Annotated in this window: 17 protein-coding genes; 15 read left to right on the top strand and 2 right to left on the bottom strand. The window is 28.4% G+C overall.

Annotated elements, in window-relative coordinates; translation table 11 throughout:
- Window positions 1–151: 151 nt before the first annotated feature.
- Both Q6H37_RS19505 and Q6H37_RS19500 read left to right on the top strand, forming a co-directional pair.
- Window positions 152–3,334 carry a DEAD/DEAH box helicase gene (locus tag Q6H37_RS19505; RefSeq protein WP_318735508.1) on the top strand — a complete coding sequence of 1,061 codons (3,183 nt, stop codon included), beginning with the start codon at window positions 152–154 and terminating at the stop codon, window positions 3,332–3,334.
- Between the two features lie 6 nt (window positions 3,335–3,340).
- Window positions 3,341–4,012 (top strand): metallophosphoesterase family protein, encoded by a 672-nt coding sequence (locus tag Q6H37_RS19500; RefSeq protein ID WP_318735506.1) that lies wholly within the window; start codon window positions 3,341–3,343, stop codon window positions 4,010–4,012.
- 122 nt (window positions 4,013–4,134) lie between these two features.
- On the opposite strand, the gene Q6H37_RS19495 is transcribed toward Q6H37_RS19500, so the two are convergent.
- Both Q6H37_RS19495 and Q6H37_RS19490 read right to left on the bottom strand, forming a co-directional pair.
- A complete protein-coding gene (locus Q6H37_RS19495; protein ID WP_318735503.1) occupies window positions 4,135–4,659 on the bottom strand; it encodes a hypothetical protein in 525 nt (174 codons plus the stop codon).
- A 13-nt stretch (window positions 4,660–4,672) separates the two neighbouring features.
- Window positions 4,673–5,563: a ParA family protein gene (locus Q6H37_RS19490; RefSeq protein ID WP_318735500.1), complete on the bottom strand. Its 891-nt coding sequence runs from the start codon at window positions 5,561–5,563 to the stop codon at window positions 4,673–4,675.
- Window positions 5,564–5,909: 346 nt separating this feature from the next.
- On the opposite strand from Q6H37_RS19490, the gene Q6H37_RS19485 reads away from it, so the two are divergent.
- The 13 genes from Q6H37_RS19485 (at window position 5,910) to Q6H37_RS19425 (ending at window position 24,255) form a co-directional block, all read left to right on the top strand.
- A complete protein-coding gene (locus tag Q6H37_RS19485; protein ID WP_318735498.1) occupies window positions 5,910–6,224 on the top strand; it encodes a nucleoside triphosphate pyrophosphohydrolase in 315 nt (104 codons plus the stop codon).
- Window positions 6,225–6,227: 3 nt separating this feature from the next.
- Window positions 6,228–6,704, top strand: coding sequence for a hypothetical protein (locus tag Q6H37_RS19480; protein WP_318735495.1), 477 nt, complete (start codon window positions 6,228–6,230; stop codon window positions 6,702–6,704).
- 30 nt (window positions 6,705–6,734) lie between these two features.
- Window positions 6,735–6,983, top strand: a complete 249-nt coding sequence (locus Q6H37_RS19475; protein ID WP_412523874.1) for a hypothetical protein — start codon at window positions 6,735–6,737, stop codon at window positions 6,981–6,983.
- A gap of 278 nt (window positions 6,984–7,261) precedes the next feature.
- Complete coding sequence (locus Q6H37_RS19470) at window positions 7,262–8,206, top strand: WYL domain-containing transcriptional regulator (RefSeq protein WP_318735492.1); 945 nt, start codon at window positions 7,262–7,264, stop codon at window positions 8,204–8,206.
- A 147-nt stretch (window positions 8,207–8,353) separates the two neighbouring features.
- Window positions 8,354–9,841 carry a DUF2325 domain-containing protein gene (locus Q6H37_RS19465; protein WP_318735489.1) on the top strand — a complete coding sequence of 496 codons (1,488 nt, stop codon included), beginning with the start codon at window positions 8,354–8,356 and terminating at the stop codon, window positions 9,839–9,841.
- 125 nt (window positions 9,842–9,966) lie between these two features.
- Window positions 9,967–12,459 (top strand): DEAD/DEAH box helicase family protein, encoded by a 2,493-nt coding sequence (locus Q6H37_RS19460; protein WP_318735486.1) that lies wholly within the window; start codon window positions 9,967–9,969, stop codon window positions 12,457–12,459.
- A 26-nt stretch (window positions 12,460–12,485) separates the two neighbouring features.
- Entirely contained in the window at window positions 12,486–12,797 is a 312-nt protein-coding gene (locus tag Q6H37_RS19455; RefSeq protein WP_318735483.1) for a nucleoside triphosphate pyrophosphohydrolase, read from the top strand.
- 905 nt (window positions 12,798–13,702) lie between these two features.
- Window positions 13,703–13,927, top strand: coding sequence for a helix-turn-helix transcriptional regulator (locus tag Q6H37_RS19450; protein WP_318735480.1), 225 nt, complete (start codon window positions 13,703–13,705; stop codon window positions 13,925–13,927).
- 46 nt (window positions 13,928–13,973) lie between these two features.
- Window positions 13,974–14,762 (top strand): BrxA family protein, encoded by a 789-nt coding sequence (locus Q6H37_RS19445; protein ID WP_318735478.1) that lies wholly within the window; start codon window positions 13,974–13,976, stop codon window positions 14,760–14,762.
- Window positions 14,743–15,318 (top strand): hypothetical protein, encoded by a 576-nt coding sequence (locus tag Q6H37_RS19440; protein ID WP_318735475.1) that lies wholly within the window; start codon window positions 14,743–14,745, stop codon window positions 15,316–15,318. Before Q6H37_RS19445 ends, Q6H37_RS19440 begins: the two co-directional genes overlap by 20 nt.
- Window positions 15,319–15,332: 14 nt before the next feature.
- Entirely contained in the window at window positions 15,333–18,761 is a 3,429-nt protein-coding gene (locus tag Q6H37_RS19435) for a hypothetical protein (RefSeq protein ID WP_318735474.1), read from the top strand.
- A gap of 12 nt (window positions 18,762–18,773) precedes the next feature.
- On the top strand, window positions 18,774–21,929 hold the full coding sequence (locus tag Q6H37_RS19430; RefSeq protein ID WP_318735471.1) for an Eco57I restriction-modification methylase domain-containing protein: 3,156 nt from the start codon (window positions 18,774–18,776) through the stop codon (window positions 21,927–21,929).
- Between the two features lie 25 nt (window positions 21,930–21,954).
- On the top strand, window positions 21,955–24,255 hold the full coding sequence (locus Q6H37_RS19425) for a PglZ domain-containing protein (protein ID WP_318735468.1): 2,301 nt from the start codon (window positions 21,955–21,957) through the stop codon (window positions 24,253–24,255).
- The last annotated feature ends 10 nt before the right edge of the window (window positions 24,256–24,265 follow it).

The following is a 24,265-nucleotide window of genomic DNA, read 5'->3' as shown; positions in this document are numbered from 1 at the left end:
TAATTATATCATAAAACTACTTATCATACAAAATTTAAAACTCTTTAAGGAGTAAGTATCAATATATACCTTATTTTTGATAAAAAGGTAAGAATAAGTTATAATATGCACATATCAATGTAAATTGGAAAGTAGCAGGGGAGTGTCAACTATGATAAAGGATGGGGTCTATGAGCAGGTAATATATGAAGATCTTAAAAATAAGATAAAAGAATTAGATTTAGATAAATATGTTCTTGAAAAAGAAACTATAGATGTAGAAGAAGCTAAAACTATACTCACAAGTTACATATCTTCTGTAGTTAAAAAGTGTTTAAGATTTATAAGGGAAAGTAATAAAAAGAATGATAAGGAAGCTTTGATTTCACAAATAAAGGCTTGCAATGAGCTTATAAAAAGTTTAAGCAAATTAGCCCATGAAAAAAACATTACTGGGTTAAAAATTGATGAAGAAGGGGAAATGCTTACGGCTTTGTATTCAAAAATAAATAGCATTAAAGCTGTTAAGGAAAATAAGGCAGTAAGACCAGTAACTCCAATTTCTCAAAGCTCACTTTTCACTGGTTCGAAGCAGGAGCCAGACATGATGAGTGAAATAAAAAAAGAAATATTGTGCTGTGATTCTATTGATATGTTGGTGTCCTTTATTAAATGGAGTGGTTTAAGGTGCATAATTGAAGAGCTTAAAGAGTTTACAGAAGGAGAAGATCATAAGCTTAGGATTATTACTACTTCTTATATGGGAGCTACTGATTATAAAGCTATTGAAGAACTTAGTAAGCTTAAAAACACTGAAATAAAAATATCCTATGATACTGATAGAACAAGGCTTCATGCAAAGGCTTATCTTTTTAAAAGGGAAACAGGCTTTACTACAGCTTATATAGGATCTTCCAATTTATCTAATGCAGCACTAACCTCTGGACTTGAGTGGAATATAAAAGTTACGGAAAAAGATTCCTTTGATATTATTAAAAAGTTTCAGGCAACATTTGAAAGCTACTGGAATGATGATGAGTTTAATAGTTTTAATGGAGAACTTGAAGGGGATAAAAAAAGGCTTATAACTTCTTTAAAAAAGGAAAGTAAAACTGATAGTAATGATAATACTATATTTAGTTTAGATATACATCCCTACTATTATCAAAAGGAAATATTAGAAAAACTTAAGGCTGAAAGAACACTATATGGAAGATGTAAAAACCTTATAGTAGCAGCTACAGGAGTTGGAAAAACAGTTATAGCAGCCTTTGATTATAAGGACTTTGTAAAAGAAAATAGAAAAGAGAAAAATAGGCTTTTATTTATAGCTCACAGAGAAGAAATATTAAAGCAGAGTAGAGACACCTTCAGAGCTATATTAAAGGATAATAATTTTGGTGATTTATATGTAGGTGGAAATATACCAGAGTCTTTGGATTACCTGTTTATGAGTATACAAAGCTTTAATTCTTCAAGGCTTTATGAAAAGACTACTTCTGATTTTTATGATTTTATAATTGTAGATGAGTTTCATCATGCAGAAGCACCTTCCTATAAAAAACTTTTAGATTATTATGATCCAAAGATACTTTTAGGATTAACAGCTACTCCAGAGAGAATGGATGGCAAAAATGTACTGGAACGCTTTGATGATAGAATAGCAGCAGAAATGAGGTTATCAGAAGCCATAGACAAAAAGCTTTTGAGCCCATTTCAATACTTTGCAGTATCAGATAGTGTGGATTTATCTAAGCTTAAATGGACTAGAGGCGGATATGATAAAAATGAGCTTGAAAATGTATATACCAGTAATGATATTAGAGTAAGTGGAATAATAAGCAGTTTGTATAAATATGTTACAGATATTGATGAGGTTGTGGGACTAGGCTTTTGTGTAAGTGTAGAACATGCTAAATATATGGCAGATAGATTTAACAGAAGATGTATTCCTTCTATAGCAGTACTTGGAGAAAGCAGCAGTGAAGAAAGAAATAATGCTAAAAGAAGACTTATATCAGGTGAAGTGAAGTTTATATTTACAGTAGATTTATATAATGAAGGTGTAGACATACCAGAAGTAAATACAGTGCTGTTTTTAAGGCCAACGGAAAGCTTAACAGTATTTTTGCAGCAGCTTGGAAGAGGTCTTAGATTATGTGAAGGAAAAGAATGTTTAACAGTACTGGACTTTGTAGGTCAGGCTCATAAAAACTATGATTTTGAGCAAAAATTTAAAGCACTCATTGGTAAATCAAAACATTCAGTAGAATATAGTATAAACAATGGATTTTTAAATTTACCTAAAGGCTGCTATATACATTTAGAAAAACAAGCTAAAGAGTATATATTAAGAAATATAAAGGGAGCTAAATTGACAAAAGCAAGCCTTATAAGTAAATTGAAATACTTTGAAGGTGACTCTTACAAAAAGCCAACACTTGAAAACTTTTTAGATTATTATAATTACAGTTTAGTTGATGTTTATGGCAAAAATGGAGACAGAAGTTTTTCCAGAATGAAGGTTGAAGCAGGATTAATAGATGACTATGTAAACAAGGATGAAGTACTTCTTACAAAGAAAATGAAAAACCTATTTCATATTAATTCAAGAAAACTTATAGAGTTTATGATAAAAGTGTTAACTTTAAAATCTAAATTTGACACTATCAATTTAGATGAAAAAGAAAAACATATGCTTGGAATGTTATATTACAGCTTTTATATGGAACCTCCAGAAAAAATAGGTTATGAATCCTTTGAGCAGGCTTTATATAACCTTTGTTCTAATAATAAGGAATTAATAGAAGAAGCTGTAGAAATTCTTAATTATAATTACTTACATATTGATTTTATAGATAAAACTGTGGATTTAGGAGGTACTGTTCCATTAGATTTACATTGCAATTATTCTATAGATCAGATTATGGCTGCCTTTGGATATTTTAATGAAAATAAAAAGCCATCCTTTAGAGAAGGAGTAAAGTATTTTAGAGAAATGAAAGTAGATGCATTTTTTATAACCTTAAATAAATCAGAAAAGGATTATTCTCCCTCCACTCTTTATGAGGACTACGCCATGAATGAGAGGTTGTTCCATTGGCAAAGTCAAAGTAGAACCAGTTTAGAAAGTGAAACAGGACAAAGGTATATTAATCATTTCAAAACAGGTAATAAAATAGTTTTATTTGTTAGAGAAAATAAGAAGAAGGATGGTTTAGCTGCACCTTATATTTATCTGGGAGAGGCAGAGTATGTGAGCCACAGAGGAAGCATGCCTATTAGCTTTGTGTGGAGATTGAAGGAAGAGATGCCTGCGGGTATTATGGGAGCGGCTAATAAGGGAGTAGTTTAAAAAGTTATGAAAGCATTTGTAACCAGCGATATACATGGAAGATTTGATATACTTAGCAAAATAGCTGATTTTATTAAAAACAGGCATGATATAGAACTTATAATCTTATGTGGAGATATAGCAAAGGATTACTCCTGTGATTTTTTTGAGGAGCTTGAAAATAAACAGTATAGTGATTATAAAAAGGTCATGTATATTTTAACTAAACTCAATAGAAAGATTATATTCATACAAGGTAATCATGATGTTTTTAATGTTGATAAGACAGATGAAAATTATTTACCTTACTGCAGCTCAGAGGTTTTTAACAATTTTGTGACAATAGAATATACTAATTTCTTCATGTATGGGACAAGGCGTGAAGGTAATGAAGAAGATATGACATACAGGTTAGCTAAGCTTAATATAAACAACAAAAGTATTATTATATCACATATTCCTCCATATAAATGCCTGGATAAAGCTGATAATGGTAAATATTATGGAAGCACAGCTGTGAGAGCTATGATAAAAGATAAAAAACCTTTATATTTTTTATGTGGTCATGTGCATGATAGCTTTGGTTTTAAAAAGCTGCATAAAACTCTTGTTTTTAATAGTGCCTGCAGTGAAGTAGAAGCAAGAGGATGGGTTGTAAATTTGGAAACAGGAAAGCATGAGAAGATAGTATTGAAGTAGGTTATAAGTTAATAAAGTTATTTATAGCCATCTATAAATTTATGAAAAAAGAAAAAAGTGACATCCTTAGATTTATGTAAATCTAAGGATGTTTTATGATGACAATTTAGCACATTATCTTATCATTCAGGTGTATTTGTACTTCTAAACACCTGTCCCATTTTTGAAAGCTTGGAGGCTCTTTCAACTATATATTCTATGACTACATTAATATCTTTTTGCCTGTATATCCTTCCATTTAAATCAGGAGTGTATACTTTAACTATATTTATTAGCTGTTCCAATTTAAATAATTTTAGCTGTTTTCTTAGTTTAGCTTCGCCTATATCTCTAAATGCAGTTACTGGATTTAATAAAGGTATGTTATTACTAATTGAATCAGGATTACAGCTATTTACACTAATTGAAATATTAACATTGATATTCAACTTATCACATTTGTTTTGCAGACCTTCAAGTATTTCTGCTAATTGCTTTATATCATCTATATTAGTCTTTTTATTAGATGGAGAATCAAAATTTGATGCTTTAAAGTTTCTTATAACTTGTTTAACATATTTTTTATTAAAACCTTTTTCTATTATATTATCTACATCAAGGCCATCCTTGAAAAACTTAATAATATGATCTTTTTTAGTGATTTTCATATAAATCCTTCCTTTACAAATTACTTCTACTCATAAATTCTATAGTTAAATTTTTGTAGTCGTTAAAGTTGTCTCCATATTTCTTTTTAACTGTGTTGATTGTTTGGCAAAAATCAGCTATGTTTGAGGAAGCATCTCTTTGGTATATTATTGATTCAAAAAGTTTAGGAACATAACTAGAATCTTTTCTAGGCTTAGCTTGTCTAGAGCGTAAATCCTCAAGAGTACGTTTATGCATGCTGCTTTTTTTTACCATTTTATTAATGATTAATCCTAATTCTGATAAATCATAGGAAGGATTTAGCCTTTTAAGCTTTCTCTTTGAAGATTCTATTTTATTGAGCATTTGAGGTATACCATAGGTAGATAAAATATCAGGAACCACTGGAATTACATAATGATCACTGACATAAATACCGTTTAAAGTGATAAGACCTAAATTTGGAGGACAATCAATTAATACATAATCATATCTATTTATTAAATTTTGTGTTAAGTACTTTGATAATATAGGTATTGAATTATTATTTATCTCATGATTTTTATCAAGTTCTGATAATCTGTCACTTAAATCAATCAAATTGATACTTGATGGAAGTAGATGCAGATTATTGTTACCACCTTTAATATTAGAAGTCCTTTTTATTATAGCTTCTTCAATATTAAAAGCCCTAGTCCCATTTAGTTCATCAAAAAACATTTGGTGAATAGTTTTATTATTTTCATTTGCCTTCTTCCAAGTATCTTGATCAATAAGCAAGATAGTGGCATTGGTTTGAGGATCTAAATCTACTACCAGTACCTTTTGATTAAATTCATAAGTAAGAAATTCAGCTATTGCAACTGCAGTTGTGGTTTTACCCACACCACCCTTCAAATTAATAAAACTTATAACTTTTCCCATAATGTCTCCATTTAATTAATACAGTATATTTATATTACTTTAAAGGAGGAAACATTCAGGATTGGGGAGAAAAATAGATAGTTAAAATGTTAAATAGTAGAATTATATTTTGTAGAATTTCATTACAAAGTTTGAATAAAATGCTTATATTATGTAATCTATTTTTGATAAAAAAGTAAGAAAAAGTTATAATATGTACATATAAATATATAAAAATGAAAATGTTTCTTTAAAAAAGGACAATAATCTAATTGAGTTTTATGAACCAAGGGGATCACAAATAGAAGCTTTATATGAATTAAAGAAAATAAGAAAAAGTGACAATGAGCAAAGGAAGGTTAATATAATGAAGACTTATAATAAATTAGTTCGTGATAAAATACCACAGGTAATAGAAGCTGCAGGGAAGAAATTTGATGTTAGGAAGGCGGATAAAGAAGAACAGTACAAACTATTGGAAGCAAAACTTCAAGAAGAAGTTAAGGAGTTTTTAGAAGATAAGAATTTAGAAGAATTAGCGGATGTTATGGAAGTGCTTTTTGGATTGGCTGAGAATTTAGGGTATAGTGAAGATGATTTGGTGAAGAAAAGGCTGGAAAAGAAAGAAGAACGTGGGGGATTTAAGAATGGAATTGTGCTTGAGAAAGTGTATGAGGAATAGTATATGAGTACATTTAGTTTTATAGCTTCAGACAATCAAATGCCGGAGGTTGATTTAACAAACGTAAAAAGAATAACAGTAAAAGAATTAAAAAAAATAAATCCACAAGCTAGAACTCCTGTACCTCTAGATAAACTTGATGAAAATACAAAGGTACTTTACTGTGAAAAGGGAGAAGACATGCAAGGTTTAGCAGTTTCTTCATGTGATAAACCACCATATAATTTAGAATATCATATAAAAAAGAAATATGTGTATTGGTTAAGATACGATTTCACAGAAAAATGTACAAAACAACTTATGGATTATTTAAATCAAAATATAGTAAAGACACAGCAGGTCGAGCTATGGTCAATTACTTTTGGTGGAAAAAATGATATATATAATGTGAAGAACCTAAAGCAAGTGAAGTTATCAGATATTACAGAAGAAGTTTTTATGGAATTAAATTCGAAAGGAATATGCATTCAGATTATATAATTTTTAATAAATTACAATATGGGGGAACTTATGGATTCAACAGTTAACAAAATGGATATTATGCAGGAAAAACAAATAGAAATACCTTACCTTGAGCCTAAAGAAATAGAGAATAAGGAATTTCTTATAAATAATAAATTAATAGTTAACTCTGAAGCTGGCAATCTTTTAAATGAATTAAAAAGGTCTTTAAGTGAATGTGAAAAGTTTTATTTTAGTGTTGCCTTTATCAATTTTAGTGGTCTTCAGCTTTTGTTAGATAGTTTTAAAGAACTTTAGGAAAGAGGAGTAAAAGGAAAAATATTAACATCTAATTATCTTAACTTCACCAAGCCGAAAGCTAAGGTAATTGATAATTAATGGTTGAATAATAATTAAAGATGACAATGAAATATAAGAATTTTGAAATCAGAGAGGTCTATTATTTGACTTATTGTAGTTACTAATAAGGAGTGTTCTAAAAAGGTTAAGTAGAGGATTTTGTCAAGAAATGTAGAATATATTAAGAATAATCATATAATATTATTATTTAGTATACTTTAAATGGAGGTTTACTAATGAGTAAATTGGCTAATATACTGAAAATGGTTATTCTTCTTAAATGCAGAGGAAAAATGAAGATTAGAGATCTAGCTCAAGAATTAGAAATAAACGAAAGAATGATTCGAAAGTATAAGGATGATTTAGAACAAGCTGGAATTTACTTAAGTTCTACATCAGGCATAAATGGAGGATATTTTATTGGAAATGATGCTTCACTTTTAAGTTTTGGAGTAGATAAAGAAGAATATAAAGCTTTAGTAATGGCTGAAAATGAGCTTAAGGACAATGGTTTTATATTTATGAAAGAATATAATAGTGCATTAGATAAAATAGCAGCTGCTATAGAAGAAAAAGAATTGGACAAACCTACAACTATGATCATAAGTTCAAAGCCTAATGTAGATTTGAAATCAGAAAGAAAAAAATATTTAGATATTCAAACATCTATAGTTACAAAAAATAAAATTAGAATGAGCTATTTTTCTCTAGGATCAGGTGTAAAAGAAAGGATAGTAAGTCCTTATTCTGTATTCAGATATAATGGTTCTTGGTATTTTATAGGATATTGTGATTTGAGAAACGAAATAAGAGAGTTTAAGATATCAAGAATAAAAGAATATGAGATTTTACAAGAAAAATTTGAAAGGCTAAAAACTTTTAATTTAAATAATTACATAAAAAGTGGTATTGGCATAATGTGTGATGATGATGAATTTAAACTAAAAATTAAAATAAATTATCCAATGTCAATTAAAATAGCAGAAAGAATATGGATTAAGGATCAAAAAATATCCTATAATGAGGATAACTCAATTATATTTGAAGCAGTAACTTCGGGAATGGAGGACATAAAAAGCTGGGTTCTTGGTATGGGCATAAATGCAGAAGTTTTAGAACCTAAAAAATTAAGAGATTTAATTACAGAAGAAATAAATAATATGAAAAACTTATATAAGTAAATTATAAGCACTTTATGTTTCATAAGGTGTTTTTATTTTTGTATGAAATGTATTGTGACATAAATGAGTCCACAAAGGATGGTAGAATAAAATTAATTACTGGAGGTGCTAAGTAAGATTATATGTAAAGAAGGGTGAATGATTTTTATGATGAACGTGCAGGTCTTATATAGAGCTTATTGTAACGATGCAGCAAATGCATCATTAAAAAAGATGAATTTGCTAAGCCAATTTAAAGAATTAGAAAAAGAAGTTAGAGAAAGCTGTATAGATAAGGAAGAGTGTACTTGTATGGAAACGCCGGAGATGACGAAACCAGATCCAGCAGAAATTATAAAAATCCTCATTAATGATATGAAACGATATTGTAAGAAGTATGCAAATGTGGAGAAGAATTTAAAAGAAGCAAAGGTTAAGATAACTGACTTGAAAAGAAAAAACTATATGCTTTCTGCGGACAATAGAAATAAGGATATGAAGATTAAAGAATTGGAAAATAGTATAGTGTTGAATAATGATCAAATAGAATTGATAAATGGTAAGGTTTTGGAGGCCAATAGAAAGTTAGAGGAATTTAAAAGTATGGAGAAAAGTTTTTCTGTATTATCCTCAAATAATTCAAAGCTTAGGCAGGAAAATCAAAAGCTTCTAAAAAATAATAAAGAACTTTTAAGTAGAATTGGTAATTCAAAAGTATTTTATGAAGATGAAATAAGAAAAAGTGAGAAGTTAAATAACCAGCTTAAAGGAGTATCATTAGAATTACTAAGTTTTAAGAAAAAATGCTCTGAGTTAGGACAAGCTGTGGAGTTTTTAGAGGAAGTTGCCAAGTTTCATGCAGGTAATTTTATTTATGAACTTAGAAAAAACATAAGTATAAAGAATTTAAAAGAGTATAGTGATTTACCAGATTTGTATAGTGAGTATGTAAAGCTGGAAGAGGGATTAAAGAGCTTAGCTGATAGTGAGAATACAGAATTATGGAGAGAACTAGAGAGTTTAACTGAAAATGAGGAAGAGAATACAGCTAACATTGTCTATGGGTTTGTAGTCATGGATAATGATAAATATTGTTTTAAGACAACTTGTGGAAAGCTATATCCCATTGAAGGTGCTGTAGACACAATGTATAACCTCTGTCCAGGAAAAGCGAGTATAGAAAATGGCACGGCTGCCATTTTGGAGATATACTATACTGATCAAGATAAACAAGATTCAGAAGTTGGCACAGCAAAAAAAGAAATAAAATCATTAAATGTGGAAAAACAGGAGGAACATAAAAAGAAAGAAAAAGAGATGCTGGAAGTAATTAGAAGGATTAATTTATCAGGTTTGAAGATTTTAATAGTAGGTTCTCGCAATAAGATGCCATATAGGGAGATGCTAAGAAACTTCGGATGCGAAGTGTATTGGCATGACCCTTTTGAAGAAAGCTCAGAGCGCTTAAAAACCAAATTTGAAAAATGTGATGTTGTTATTTTATGTGCCAGACATATAAGCCATGATGTTCATTTTGATATAAACTCAAAGGAAGCAAAAGTAGGCGTTTTAAATAGGGATAATAGGGAGACTTTATTTGGACTAGTAAGGTATATGGCTATTAAGATGGGGTTGATTGAAACTGGGATACTTTAAGGATAGAATTAAAAAATAATGATTTGTTTTTGATAGAAAGATAAAAATAAATTATAATATGGACATAGGGCTTTAATTTTAGGAGCATTATTTAGAAAATATTCTACCTTATAAGAGGTGAAAAAATGATAGAAAATCTAGAGATAAAGAGTAGTGGGGAATGCACTATTGTAGATTCAATAGTGGCAAAAGAAATAGAAAATCCAAACTGTATTACTGGTGATACTAATTATTTGCTGCCGAGGATTAAAGAATCTTTTAAGAAAGCTGTAAGCATTGATATAATAGTGGCATTTTTAATGGAGTCAGGAGTAAAGCTTTTAAAAGAAGAACTTAAGGAAGTAGTAAATAAAAACATACCTATAAGAATACTTACAGGAAACTACCTAAATATAACTCAACCACAAGCTTTGTATATGTTAAAGGATATAATGGGAGATAAGGTTGATTTGAGGTTTTACAATATACCAAATAAATCATTTCACCCAAAGGCATACATTTTTGAGTATGAAAATGATGGAGATTTATATGTAGGTTCCTCCAATATATCAAAATCAGCATTAACCAGTGGAATTGAATGGAATTATAGATTAAATAAAAATAAGAATAGTGATGATTTTAATAGCTTCAAAAGTACTTTCGAGGACTTATTTTTAAATCATTCTACAATAATAGATGAAGAAGAAATGAGAAAGTATTCAGAAAGTTGGGTAAGACCTAAGGTATACAAACATATAGATAATAATGAAAATGTTTCTTTAAAGAAGGACAATAATCTGATTGAGCTTTATGAACCAAGGGGAGCACAAATAGAAGCTTTATATGAATTAAAGAAAAGAAGAGAAGAGGGCTATGATAAAGGTTTGGTAGTAGCAGCTACAGGTATAGGAAAAACGTATTTAGCTGCTTTTGATTCAAAGGCTTATAATAGAATTTTATTTGTAGCTCATAGAGAAGAAATAATAAATCAAGCAGCAGTATCTTTTAAGAATGTAAGGCCGGATAAGTCTATAGGCTTTTTTTATAGTAATAATAAAGACAATACCAGCGATTTTATATTTGCAACAGTTCAAACTCTTGGAAAGTCTGAATATTTAAATGCTAAGTATTTTGCTAAAGATGCTTTTGATTATATTGTAATAGATGAATTTCATCACGCAGCTGCAGGAAATTATAAAAATATAATTGATTATTTTCAGCCTAAATTTATGTTAGGTTTAACAGCTACTCCAGAAAGATTGGACAACAAAGATGTATTTGCATTATGTGATAACAATGTAGCTTATGAAGTTAGGTTAAAATCTGCAATTAATAAAGGATGGCTTGTACCTTTTAGATATTACGGAATATATGATGAACTTGTAAATTATGAAACCATAGATTATAAAAATGGTAAATATGATAATAATCAGCTGGAAAAAGCTTTAATGATAAATAAAAGAGCGGATTTAATAATTGGACATTATAGTAAATACAAAAGTGAAAGAGCTTTAGGATTTTGTTCATCAAGAAAGCATGCAGAATTTATGGCAGAATACTTTTGTAGTAAAGGTATAAAAGCTTGTGCAGTAGTAAGCGAAGGAAGCTCTGACTGCAGTGTAGATAGAAATGAAGCAGTAAATAAGCTTGGCAAAGGTGAAATAAAGGTAATATTTTCAGTGGATATGTTTAATGAAGGCTTGGATATACCTTCAATAGATCTTGTCATGTTCTTAAGACCTACACAGTCACCAACAGTATTTTTGCAGCAGCTTGGAAGGGGTCTTCGTAAGTATAAGGGAAAGAATTATTTAAATGTATTAGATTTTATAGGCAACTATAAAAAGGCAAATCTTGTACCTTTATTTCTTACTGGTGAACCAAAGAAGTCTGGAGATTCAAGAGCTATACCAAATGAAGAAGAATATCCAGAAGACTGTTTTGTAGATTTTGATTTTAGGCTTGTGGACATATTTAAGAAAATGGAACAGCAGGGTAAAAAGCTTCAGGATATAATAAAAGAGGAATTTTACAGGATAAAAGAAGACTTAGGTCACAGACCTACAAGAGTGGAATTTATAACTTATATTGAAAATGATATATATAATAGAATAAAAAATGCATCAGATAAAAATCCTTTTAGAAATTACTTAGGTTTTTTAAAGGATATTGAGGAACTTCAGCAAAATGAGGCTGAGCTTATGGGAACAAAGGCAGAAGAATTTATAAATATGATAGAAAGAACATCTATGTCTAAAACCTATAAGATGCCTGTATTTTTAGCTTTTTATAATGATGGAAACTTAAAATTAAGTATAGATGAAGAAGATATTTATAATAGTTTTAAAAACTTCTATGCAAAAGGATCAAATGCAGTAGATTTGCTAAATCAAAAATCTACAAAAGGTTTTAAGAACTGGGATAAAAAGCAGTGGTATAAGCTGGCAAAGGATAATCCATTGAAGTTTTTGGCTAAAACTGAAAATGAATTCTTTTATTTTGGTAAAGAAGATTACTGTTTAAATGAAAATTTGAAGGAATTTAAAGCAAATGAAGCTTTTGTGAGACATTTTAAAGATGCAGTAGATTTTAGAACAAGAGAGTATTATAAAAATAGATTGCAAAATAAGCAAAAGTAAGAATTGAGTAAAGGAAGGTTAATATAATGAAGACTTATAATAAATTAGTTCGTGATAAAATACCACAGGTAATAGAAGCTGCAGGTAAGAAATTTGATGTCAGGAAAGCAGACAAAGAAGAACATTACAAACTATTGGAAGCAAAACTACAAGAAGAAGTTAAGGAGTTTTTAGAGGATAAAAATTTAGAAGAATTGGCTGATGTTATGGAAGTGCTTTTTGGATTGGCTGAGAATTTGGGGTATAGTGAAGAGGATTTGATGAAGAAGAGACTAGAAAAGAAGGAGGAACGTGGAGGATTTAAGGAAGGAATTGTGTTGGAGAGGGTGTATGAGTAGCACTGTTTGAAGATGTTTTGGAGTATTATGATAAAAGTTTTGATGCTATTTTAGTTGTTAATGATGTGCTTATATCCATACATACATTGCGAACTGGAAACATGGTTATTTATATGGTGAAATATAGCAGACGGTTAGTCTCAATCTATATTGAAATGGTAATAAGCTGCATCAATGTTTTTTAGGCATCAGGTAGATGTAAACATACTTGAGTTTTCGCATAAGAGAATATGTCTAGGTGTTAAGAATAATATGATTAAAAAAAGTAAATATAAAATTTACAGATGTCTATATCTACTTATTAAGTATGAATAGATTTATAAGCTTTAAAATATATATAAGAATAATTTAGTTTATGATATTGATTTGACAAGCAATATACATGGAAATTTAAAAAGGCCTAAATCATATGAACAAGGAAATATAAAAGCTATATTTTATGATATAGACATGCTAAAGATATATCCTAAAAAATTTTTGAGAGATATAATTTGGTTTCTGGAGTTATATAGAAAGGTATTAATAGAAAGACCTTGATTTCAAGGCCTTTCGGTGTTTTTGAGAGAAAATTTGGTGAAAAGTTTTAAGCTTTAGAGCCTAGAGTTATAGATATTTAAGTTTGATATACACAACCTTATGGATTTTTGATTAAGGGGTGTGTGCTTTTTAGCGGAAATAGATTGATATAAAAATTAAGCATGATTGAATTTGCTATTCTTTTCTCTTATCTTTAAAGATTTCAGCTAGCTCGCTTATAAATCCCATACTTTTCATTTTTAGTACAATTGTATATATTGTGTATTTAATAATCGAACTTTTAATTTGATATGTCAAAGTTTTAATCGTAATTTTAAATAAGGTATGTTATAATTTTACTTAATAGAATAGACAAGGGGGGGGAATCAATGGCTCTAAGTTACAATAAATTATGGAAATTATTAATTGATAAAAAAATGAAAAAAAAGGATTTAATTAATTTAGCAGAGATTAGCACCTCTACACTTGCAAAAATGAGTAAAGACAAGCAAGTTAGTATGGATGTCATAAGTCGTATTTGTATATCTTTAGAATGTAATATTGGTGATATTATGGATATTTTACCAGATGAAAATACTAAATCTGCTTTATAAGATACGTGAAATAATGTAATTATTTAATTAGAAAATGGGTGATGATATGGAACAAATAAAATGGACTACTGTTAGTGCATGGGTTGATGAAACTTTAGAACTATTTAAATACATTGATGATAAATTTGATCTTTTAGAGATATCTGAAAAAATAAAAAGCGGAGAAATATTTGGTGATAGAAAAGTTAATTCAGCAAAGCGTGTTTTTGAAGCCATAAAGGCACGATATTTAAGAAATGACAAAGAAAGAATTTTAGCACTTTCTAAAATTTTAAACTCAAACATTTCTGCACAAGAAAAAAACAATTATTTATTAGTGTTTTACTTAGAATATGAAACACTGGCAAAATTATTTATGGAAACCTATATCTATGAGAATTTTAATAATTTTAGTCAAAAAGTCTTCACACAAATGGATTTAGATAGGTTCTTTGAAATAGTTTTTGAGGAGCATAGTGAAATGTTACCATCTAAACTTAAAGGTTGCATTTCAGAATCAAGTATGACAAAGGTTAGAAATACTCTTTACAAAAATATTGAAAGCTTTGGATGGATAGATAGTAGTGAAGATAAGATAACTATAAAAAGACCTAGTCTTACACCTGAATGGTTTGTATTTACATTATATTTATACTTTGATGGTGAATGCATAAGTGCTAAAGAAGTGTATACTTCTCCTATATATAAAAGGTTTTTACTAAATGAGTTTGACATAGAATATTTGATAACGGGAGCAAAAATTAAAGGTTTAATAGATACAAACAAACTGGGGGATATAAATACAATAACAAAACACAAAATGGGGGTATTAGATTATGCAGAAAACTATAAATAAGATATTAGCCGAAGTTAATAGGGTTATCACTAGACCACCATCAAGACCAATTCGTTTAATGTTTTTTGATACACCAATGCTTTGTGGGGTTGCTCAAAATAAAGTAAAAGATGAATTTGAATCTAATGAAATTATAAATATAAACAACTTTTTTGAAAGCGATGAATGGGTTAATGTTGGGGATGAACTTTCTGAATTAGAGAGTAAGTATGGTAATGAGAGTCCTAAATTCCAAAGAAAGATTTGTCAAGCTTTAGAAAAATATATTATCTCTTTTATTGAGATAAATGAAGCTAAAAAGGTTCTAATAATAGAAGACGCTGAACTTTATAATAATGGATTTGACCCAATACATTTTTTATCAGCGTATATGTATGAACATTATTTAATTATAGAAAGAGAAATACCAGTAATCTGGATGACCGTAGGGCAAAAGGAAGAATATGAATCAAATAAATATAAGTATTATAAAACGGATACCACAAATGGTAGAACAATAAAGCTATCTCAAGATAATTTTAGTAGCTGTATATTTGACTATAAGTCAAATTATTAAGGAGGGTATACATAATGAAAAAAGTATATGAGGCTTTTGATAGAGATATTAAAAGAGTCTTTAATGATGTAACAACAGTTGATAGAGATATAACTGCACTTGATATTGATGAATATGTTATTACTCATAATGTAGAGGATATTTTAGGATCTTTTGTTGCATATTTCTTTGATGATTTAGAGATGTTTCCAAATTTAAAAATGAAATGTGAATTTTTACAAGATAAATATCGTGATAAAATAGGACCAGGCGTTTGGATAAGAGGTTTCTTTGGTGCTGGTAAATCACATTTGTTAAAAGTAATACACACACTATTTACTGAGGAATCACTAGAATATAAAGATGAAACAGGAAAAATGGAGAAGTTAAATGTAGTTAAGGAAATACAAGAAAAGGTCATTAGTAGCGATATTGCAGAATTAATTGGAAATATTAATCCAAGTGATTATTTGACTTTTATTTTTTCTGCTAATCATATAACAAAAACAGGAGATACTATCGTAGATTGTTTACCAAAAGAAATTTCAAGACAGTTAGATATTGATTTTGATGAAGATAAAGAGTATTCAGCAATGGATGTTGCAGAATTTTTAAAAGAAACATTAAAAAGTTCAGGTAAAAAAAGAATGCTTATTTTTGTAGATGAAATTTTAGATGTTTTAGATACAGGAGAAAAGGTTCGTAAATTTGAGGGATTAATAGAGCTCTTAAATAATGATATTTGGTTTGTAGTAACTTCTCTTGAAGCTAAAACAAAACTGTTATCAACTGTAACAGCAGAGCGAATGATTCATCGTTTTGGGCAGGAACAAATACTATATCCTGAAGAAATGGTTTGGATAGTTAAAAGAAGATACCTTGCAAAAACTGATGAAGCAGCAAAAGAAATAGAAAAAAGTATTAATATAGCAAAGCTCCAATATTTATTTTCAGGTGCTTATTTATCTGATACTGAAGATGGAAAAATTGAAGCACCAAATATTGTTTCCTCATATCCATTTTATCCTTTTCAACTTGCTTATATGAAAGAACTACTTAAAAATGAGAGTAAGGGTTCTGCAAGAAATATGATGAAAACTATTAAATCTATAGTTAAGAATCCTGAAGTATATGATAAAGAACTAGGATATTTTGTAGATATTGAGCTCATTTATGAAGAATTAAAAAGTAAGAGAAGTATTGAGGAAGAATATAGCGATTTAATAAATGGTTTAGAGGGTGCACCAATAACTGATGGAAATAATAAAATTGTAGATAAAGCACCGCTACTTAAAACACTAAAAGCTATTGTTTTGCTATCACAAGTAAAACCTGAGGGTGTAAAAACTAGTATGATTTTACCTTTTGTGTACAATGAAGATATAATTAATAATGAAAATAAATTACTTGATTACTTAGAAATATTGACAAATGAAAATTTCATTAATAACGAGGGTGGAATATACAAACCAATTACAAAAAAAGAATCAGATGTATGGACAAGAATTAAAAGCATATCATCAATAACTGAATCTTCTATAAGAGATCGTATCAATGGGAAAATATACAAAATTTTTGGAGCTACTTTTAATGCTGGTAAATATCCAATTAAATCAAAAATAAATGATTTTTCAAAAGATATTGCATTTGTTTTGAAGACATCTGATATTAGTAATGAACTTCCTAATATTTATTCATGTATTCCTTTTGAAAATGATATAGAAAAGCTTAAAAATCAGGCTTTTGAGGCTAGTAATAATAAAGAAAAGTTATTTATAATACCTGATAAAAAATATGATGGAAATTCTTTGTATAAAGCGACTAAGTTCTATTTACAGATGAATGAAGCATTAAAGAGAGAAGCAGATTTTGGTATTGATCAAAAATTAAGAATACAAATTGAAACTAAACAAGATACAGCTGTTGATGGTGACATTGATAAAATGATTGAAGAGTGCTTTAAGTATTCAGTTATTTCCTACAATGGTCAAGAAAACAAAGATTTTTCAACTCCTGCACTCCAAAGGATGACTGCTGAGTGTGAAAAAATGTTGAAAAAGAAATATACTATGTTCTTTGGAAAAATGCTAAGAGAGCAAGTAGATACTTTTATTAGTAAGGAAATATTAAGCCCAACTCTTAAAATGAATGCTGCGTATCTAAAAAATTTAGATTTAATTGACAGCAACGGTGCAGTTAATACAGGTAATAGATACTATAATGAGTTTTTAAAGTCCTTCCCTGATGGTGGATTTGAAAAAGATGGAGCTAGTGTAGTTGATGAATTTTCCAAAGGTAAATATGGTTGGGAGCTCGATGTTATTAAGATACTTACAGCCCTTGCTGTAAAAAACAGTGATTTAAAGATTGCTCGTGAAGGTAGAGCGTTTTCTATTCCTGAAGATAATCAAGAGCTAACCAGTAAGAATGGCCCTTTTGCTCCAAGAAAAAGGGATATATTTGATAGTTGCAAATTTACCAAAATAAATATTTCAGATGAAGAAATTAGGAAAGCTATTATAACTATAAAATCCATAGACTCTAATATGGTTGTAGCAATTAAACTAAAAGATGTTGCTGAAAAGATTAAAATGCTGACAAGAAAAACTGTAAATGTCGATATTGATATATATTCAGAAATAATTTCTGAAACTGTAAAAGATGAAATATCAGTTGTATCAGTCATTTCAAATGATATTGAAAAAAGAACTGATTCAGAAGATATTATTCTTACTTTCAATAAAAAGATATGTGATAGTGAAATAGTATATAAGTTTAAAAAAGTACTTTATATTTCAGACAACAAGGATAAGATTTCTGTTATTTGTAGTATTTTTAGTTTACTTAAAAATTCTGGTAATCTAGAAGACGGTAGAGTAAAGGAAATATCAGAGAAGTTTATATCAGGTGAAATAAAGTGCTATGATGAGTTACTAAAGAAATATAAAATTGCATTTAATGAAAAATACAAAGAGTATGAGAAAATATATAATTCTATTGTAGCAGATGTTAAATCACTTCCTGAGTGGAATAAGATAACACAGGAGCAACAAAGTAAAGTAATAAACCTTATCAAATTTGTAAAGCTAAATGATTTTGCTTTTGAGGGACTAAAGGTTAGAAATATTGGTACATTAGATGATTTAAAAATGTTAATGAATGAATTAACTCATACTAAAACAACAGCATCTAAGCAAGTTCATCTATTTAATGATCAAAATGAGTTAGAAAAACAAGTAAAAGAAAAACCAAAGGTACCTCAAGATAAACAAAAAGAAGTATCACAAAGTACTCCGCATGTAAATAATCGTGTATCAAAAAAATTCAAGTCTTATTCTAATGGTAAGATTATCAACATTGATAGTATGGAAAAACTAGAGGAGCTTGACATAGTGTTTAATGATATAAAAAATAAAATAAAACAAGATTTAGAGTCTGGTAAAAAGATTACATTAGAATTGTAGGAGGTACAAAATATGTCAAGAGCAACATTAAAGCCTATAGTTTCTAAATTAAGAGAAATAATTATAAAAGATATAGCAGGTAAAATGGAAAAATTTGGATTTAGTATTAGTGGCAACATAACAGCAGATAAGCCACTTAGTGAATATGATACAGTTATAAAAAATAACTTAGTTAGTCTATTCGATGGTAAAAATATAGCAGGTAATAAAAAAGAGTATATTGCTTATATCCAAGATAGTGCTAGAACTTTTTTGCATATACTTATTTGTTTTAAGACTATGGAGAAAAGGGGACTTATTAGCAAAGTTCTAGAAGGGCTTTTAGATGGTGGAGCTTATGACCAAATATTACCTGACTTTAATAGTGTATCGCCAATTGCATTTACAGATTTAGCGGAAAAATATCGAGATTCTATTGCACTTATGGAACAAAAGGATAATGAAGAAGAGGACACTGAATATTACAATTTTATATTTATGTTTTCAGAGTTATCCAAGGAAATGGCAAAAGAAGTACCATTGTTATTTAAAGACTATGAGCATAACTTAGTTCACCCTGATTTCGATGGATTAAAAGAAATTCTTTTCACTATAAATAAAATTGAGGATGAAGAGTATTTTGAAGATGACTTTTTAGGTTGGATATACCAATATTGGGTGGATGTCAAAGCTGAAGAAACAAAATCAGCAAAAAAAAATAAAGATATTTCATATAAAGATGGAGTTTATAACGAAATACTAACCAATCTTGAGGAAGAACAAGCACAGTTTGGGGAATTCTATACGCCACGATGGGTTGTAAAATATATAGTTGATAATACATTAAAGCCATATTTTGAAGAGAATAAAAAGATAGAAACTATAAAACTTTTAGATCCTGCCTGCGGAGCTGGTAATTTCTTAGTTTATTCTTTTGATGTGTTTTATGAGATATACAAGAAAGAACATACCCAGTGGAGTGATAACATTATTATTAATTCTATTTTAGAAAAAAATATTTTTGGGGTGGATATTCAAAGAGAACCATTACAAGTAACAGCGCTAAATTTATGGCTTAAAGCAAAGAAAAAAGCTAGTGATGCTAATATAAAAAATTTCAATTTATTTAATATGAATATTTTGAAGGCAAATTCTCTTTATCGTTGGGAAAACGATAAAGAAGAAGAGTTACAGCTTTCACTTTTTGATACTGAAATAGAACTTAATGAAAGACAATATACAGCAGAGGACATTGGTAAGTATATTTCTACACAAAATATTATTGCTAAAAGAGATGCTAGACTGTTTTTTAAGAATAAATTCAATGTAGTTGTTATGAATCCTCCTTTTGTTGATGCAAGAAAAATGGATAGTGAAACTTCTGATTTTCTTAAAAAAGAATATCCTAAAAATTCAAGAAATTTATTTAGTGCCTTTATTGAAAGAGCAATTGAGCTTACTGTTAAAAAGGGTATCATTGGATTTATTAGCTCTGATACGTTTATGTATATTGGTAGCTTTGACAAAACAAGAGAAATGATACTTAACAATACAGCTATAAAGGTTATTTTAACTTTAGGTAGAGGTGTTTTTGAAGGTCCTACTGTTGATTCTGCAATATCAATTTACGAAAAAGGTGGATTAAAATCACAACCAATGTTAAGTGCTAATCTAACAAAGCATTTAATAAATGTAGAAAAAACAAATGATATTATTTCAGATATATTATGTAATTGTGAAAAGTTTATAGTTGAACAAAGTAAATTCAAAAAAATACTTTCATATCCGTTTTTGTATGATATTAGTGAAAATGTAAGAAGTGTATTTGCCAAGTCAAAATATTTGGGTGTTGATGAAAGTAGTCCAGCTAGAATAAAACAAGGAATGGCAACTGGCAAGAATGAGTTATTTTTACGTAAAAAATGGGAAGTCCCTAGAGATAAAATAGGGGTAGATTATTATCCTTATGCCAAAGGCGGAGGATTTTCTAAGTATGCTAATGATTTAACTGACTATGTAATTTGGGCTAACAATGGAGAAAAAATTAGAGCTTTTAAAGGATCTGTAATAAGAAATGAAACTTATTATTTTAAGAGTGGTATAACATATAGTGATATTACAAGTGAAAGTAGGTTTAGTGCAAGAAAATTAGCTAATGGTTGTATTTTTGATACAACAGGTTCTTGTATTTTTTCAGAAGAAATTAATTATGACTATTTACTTGGATTTATTAATTCGAAGTTTCCTAATTATTTATTAAAAAAACTAAATCCGAGTCCTCATTTTCAAGTTGGTGATTTACAAAAAATGCCGTATAAAATTCCTGATAAACAAAATGAACGGTTAGTTATTAGTAAAACAAATAGAGCAAGAGAACTAAAAGAGTATTTATTGGGATTTAATTATGTATCAGATTTTTATCATGAAGTAGAACTTGTATATGGATTTAATAATGGTGGTAAAACGATAAGAGAAGCCTATAAAATATTTATAAATAAGTATAACGAACTTGAAAATGAGATTTATATATTACAGCTTGAAATAGATCAAATTATCTATAAAATTTATGAGCTTGATGAAGAAGATATAAAGGTAATTGAAGAAGAGCTTCCAAACATACAACCAAAACCAAACAAAGATAACGATATAAAAAAAGTTACACTAAACTATATTAGATCAATTGCAAAGGATATTTTAATCAATGCACCTGCAAAATTATATATAGATGAGGAAATTGAAATTTTAATAAAACAGCATATAGAAAAGACTTTTCCTAATGGTTATAACATAGTTGAAGAAATAGAAGCTATTTTAGGAAAAACTATTATTGATGTTATTCGTGGTGGTGCAAAAATAGGCTCTGGAAATGTTACTCTTGCCGGAAAAGGCAGTAAGGACTTAGATGAACCTCTATTACAGCAAAAAGTTCTTGCAGGAACAGGAGTAAATAAACAGGTTGTAATATGGCATCTAACACATTTCTTGTTGGAGTTTGAAGATGATAAAAAATATGTTATGCAAAATGAAATTAGACGACTAAATAATGATGTGTATAGACCTCACTTACAAACAGTAAAAGAAAAACTACAAACAGAAATTACTTCAAGTCAAAGAAAAGAGCTTGAAAAACAAGAAAAATTGTTAGCTAGTAGTGTTAAAACACTGGATGGTTGGAAAGTAATAGAATAATATTTATGGTTAGGTAGGGATAATTATGGATAGGCTAATTGGCATAATTGAAAAAATTATAAAAAATAAGGCGGGAATTATCCCTGCCTTCATATATGATGAAAATAAAATTTATGAAAATATATTTTATAAATTAGGTAAAAAATTAAATATTGCTGTTTTAGAAAGTGACTCTAAAATAGAATTACAAAAATGTATTAGAGATTTTACTACAAATGAAATTTGTGCTATTTACAGTAAATTTAATATAAACATAGATGCTTATGTTGCATCTAATAAATTAAATTATGTTATCATTACACCTGAGTTGTTGTTTAACTTTTGTGATGAAATAAAAGAAAAGTTAAGTGGTAGCATTGAACTTATAGGCGAACAATACAGGATTTTAATTGATAATTTTGATGCAGTAATATCTGATATAAAAAATAATGAAATTATCACCAATGAAATTTTAAAAAGCAGTTTGGTTAAAGTTTTTATGGGGAGAGTTAGCACACCAAAAGATTTAATGATAGCATTTATAAAAGGTGAATTTAGTGTAGATAGTGCAAAAGCTTTATATTTATATGATGAGATTGCTGTGACCATTAAAGATAGTTACAATATTAATATTTTAGAAATTGAAAATAATAAGGATTTATTTGAAAAGGTGCTTGTTACCTTATTACTATCTCAAAATAAGGATGATTTTGGGGTGGAATTTAATGACAGTATAGTTGAAATTAGTATAGAAGAATTAAACAAAATATTTGAATTTATAAAGATGAACAATGTTTATTTTGAAAAAGAAATTTTAGAAATAAATAAGAAGTTTAAAAATAAAAACACTAGACAAATTACGTATACAATTCCAATATTATTTGAGAATTATATCGCTAGTAATATAGAAAAGTATTGTGATATTTATATAGATAATACTTTGTTATGGACTAAAACAATGCAAAATATAGAACTATTTATAAATAAGATTCGTTGTTTGAACAAGCTTGTGAAAAAATATGTTTCTTATACCTTTCCTACTAATACAATAAGTGCAACTATCAAAGAATATAAAGAGTATTTATATGAAATTGATAGTATTTATAGAGAAGTTTCGGCTTTATATGAAGAACTTTCATATAACTTTGATTTTTATATTAAAGTAAAGAAAGCTGATGTTATGGAAGAATTGAAGCATATGTACTTTAATGTTATTAGCAATATAAATGGTAAATATATTGCTAGTTATAATGATTTATTGGAGGATGCTTCGCAAGTATTCAGGCAAGATGAATTGTTGAAAAAATTGAAGCTTAGAAGAAAAACAGTATTTATTTTTGCAGATGGCCTTAGGTATGAAATTGCAAAAAGATTGCTTAATGATATGAACTGCAATGAAGTAATAGATTATGATGTAGTTTCCCTACTTCCAACTGAAACCGAAGTTTGCATGAATGGTTATTTTATCACAGATGAAAAGTTAAGAATAAATGCTAATAATGTATTTGAGTTAACTAAAAATGATAAGCTAATAACTGGTATAATAAAGTGGAGAACTGAAAAATTGTCAGAGCTATTAGGATGTAGTGTAATTTCATTTGAAGATTTCAAAGAGACTAGTAATTGTGATGGTAGTGTTATCTGTTTTTATAATGATGTGGATAAAGCTATGCATAGCTATGATAGTTCTCAAAAAATAAGTTTAGCAGTAAATGAACTTAAAACTATTATAAGTTATTCTATGAATAGAAATTTTGATGTTATGCTATTAAGTGACCACGGATTTATAGATATTGAAAAGAAAATACAGGTTCAGGATAATGACGTAGACTCTCAAAAGAAAAAAAGTAGATATTTAATTCTATCATCTAATGAAAAAGTAGATACTATGTTTTACAAAAATGATTTAAAGGTAGCAGATTTTGTTGACCTAAAAGATAAAAATATATGTTTTATAAACAGTATTAATTCTCTTCGTCAGACAACACGATATACTCATGGTGGAGTATCATTACAAGAAAATATTATTACTGCATTATTGTTTAAAGCAGAAAAATATATTGAGTTAGAAACAGGAAAACAGTACATTGAGAATATTGAGGCTTATAATGAGTTAAAAGCTGATATTTCTAAAGCAAAGGGTTTTGAATGTATTGTATATGCAGGTACTCAAAAAATATTTATGACAATTATTGATGATGACAACTTTAAACTAAAAGTTTCAATTAGAAATTATAACAAAGGTGATGAATTTTTAATTACTGTTAATAATGGGACGATTACAGAAAAAACTACCATTAAAAAGTCAGGTAACACAGTAATAGATAAAGAATTAGATATATTTTAATTTGGAGGAT

This window comes from Clostridium sp. JS66, assembly GCF_033561535.1.
Classification (GTDB): domain Bacteria; phylum Bacillota; class Clostridia; order Clostridiales; family Clostridiaceae; genus Clostridium_AM; species Clostridium_AM carboxidivorans.
Note: the sequence above shows the minus strand (reverse complement) of the source record. Positions and strands in the feature narration are given on the sequence as shown.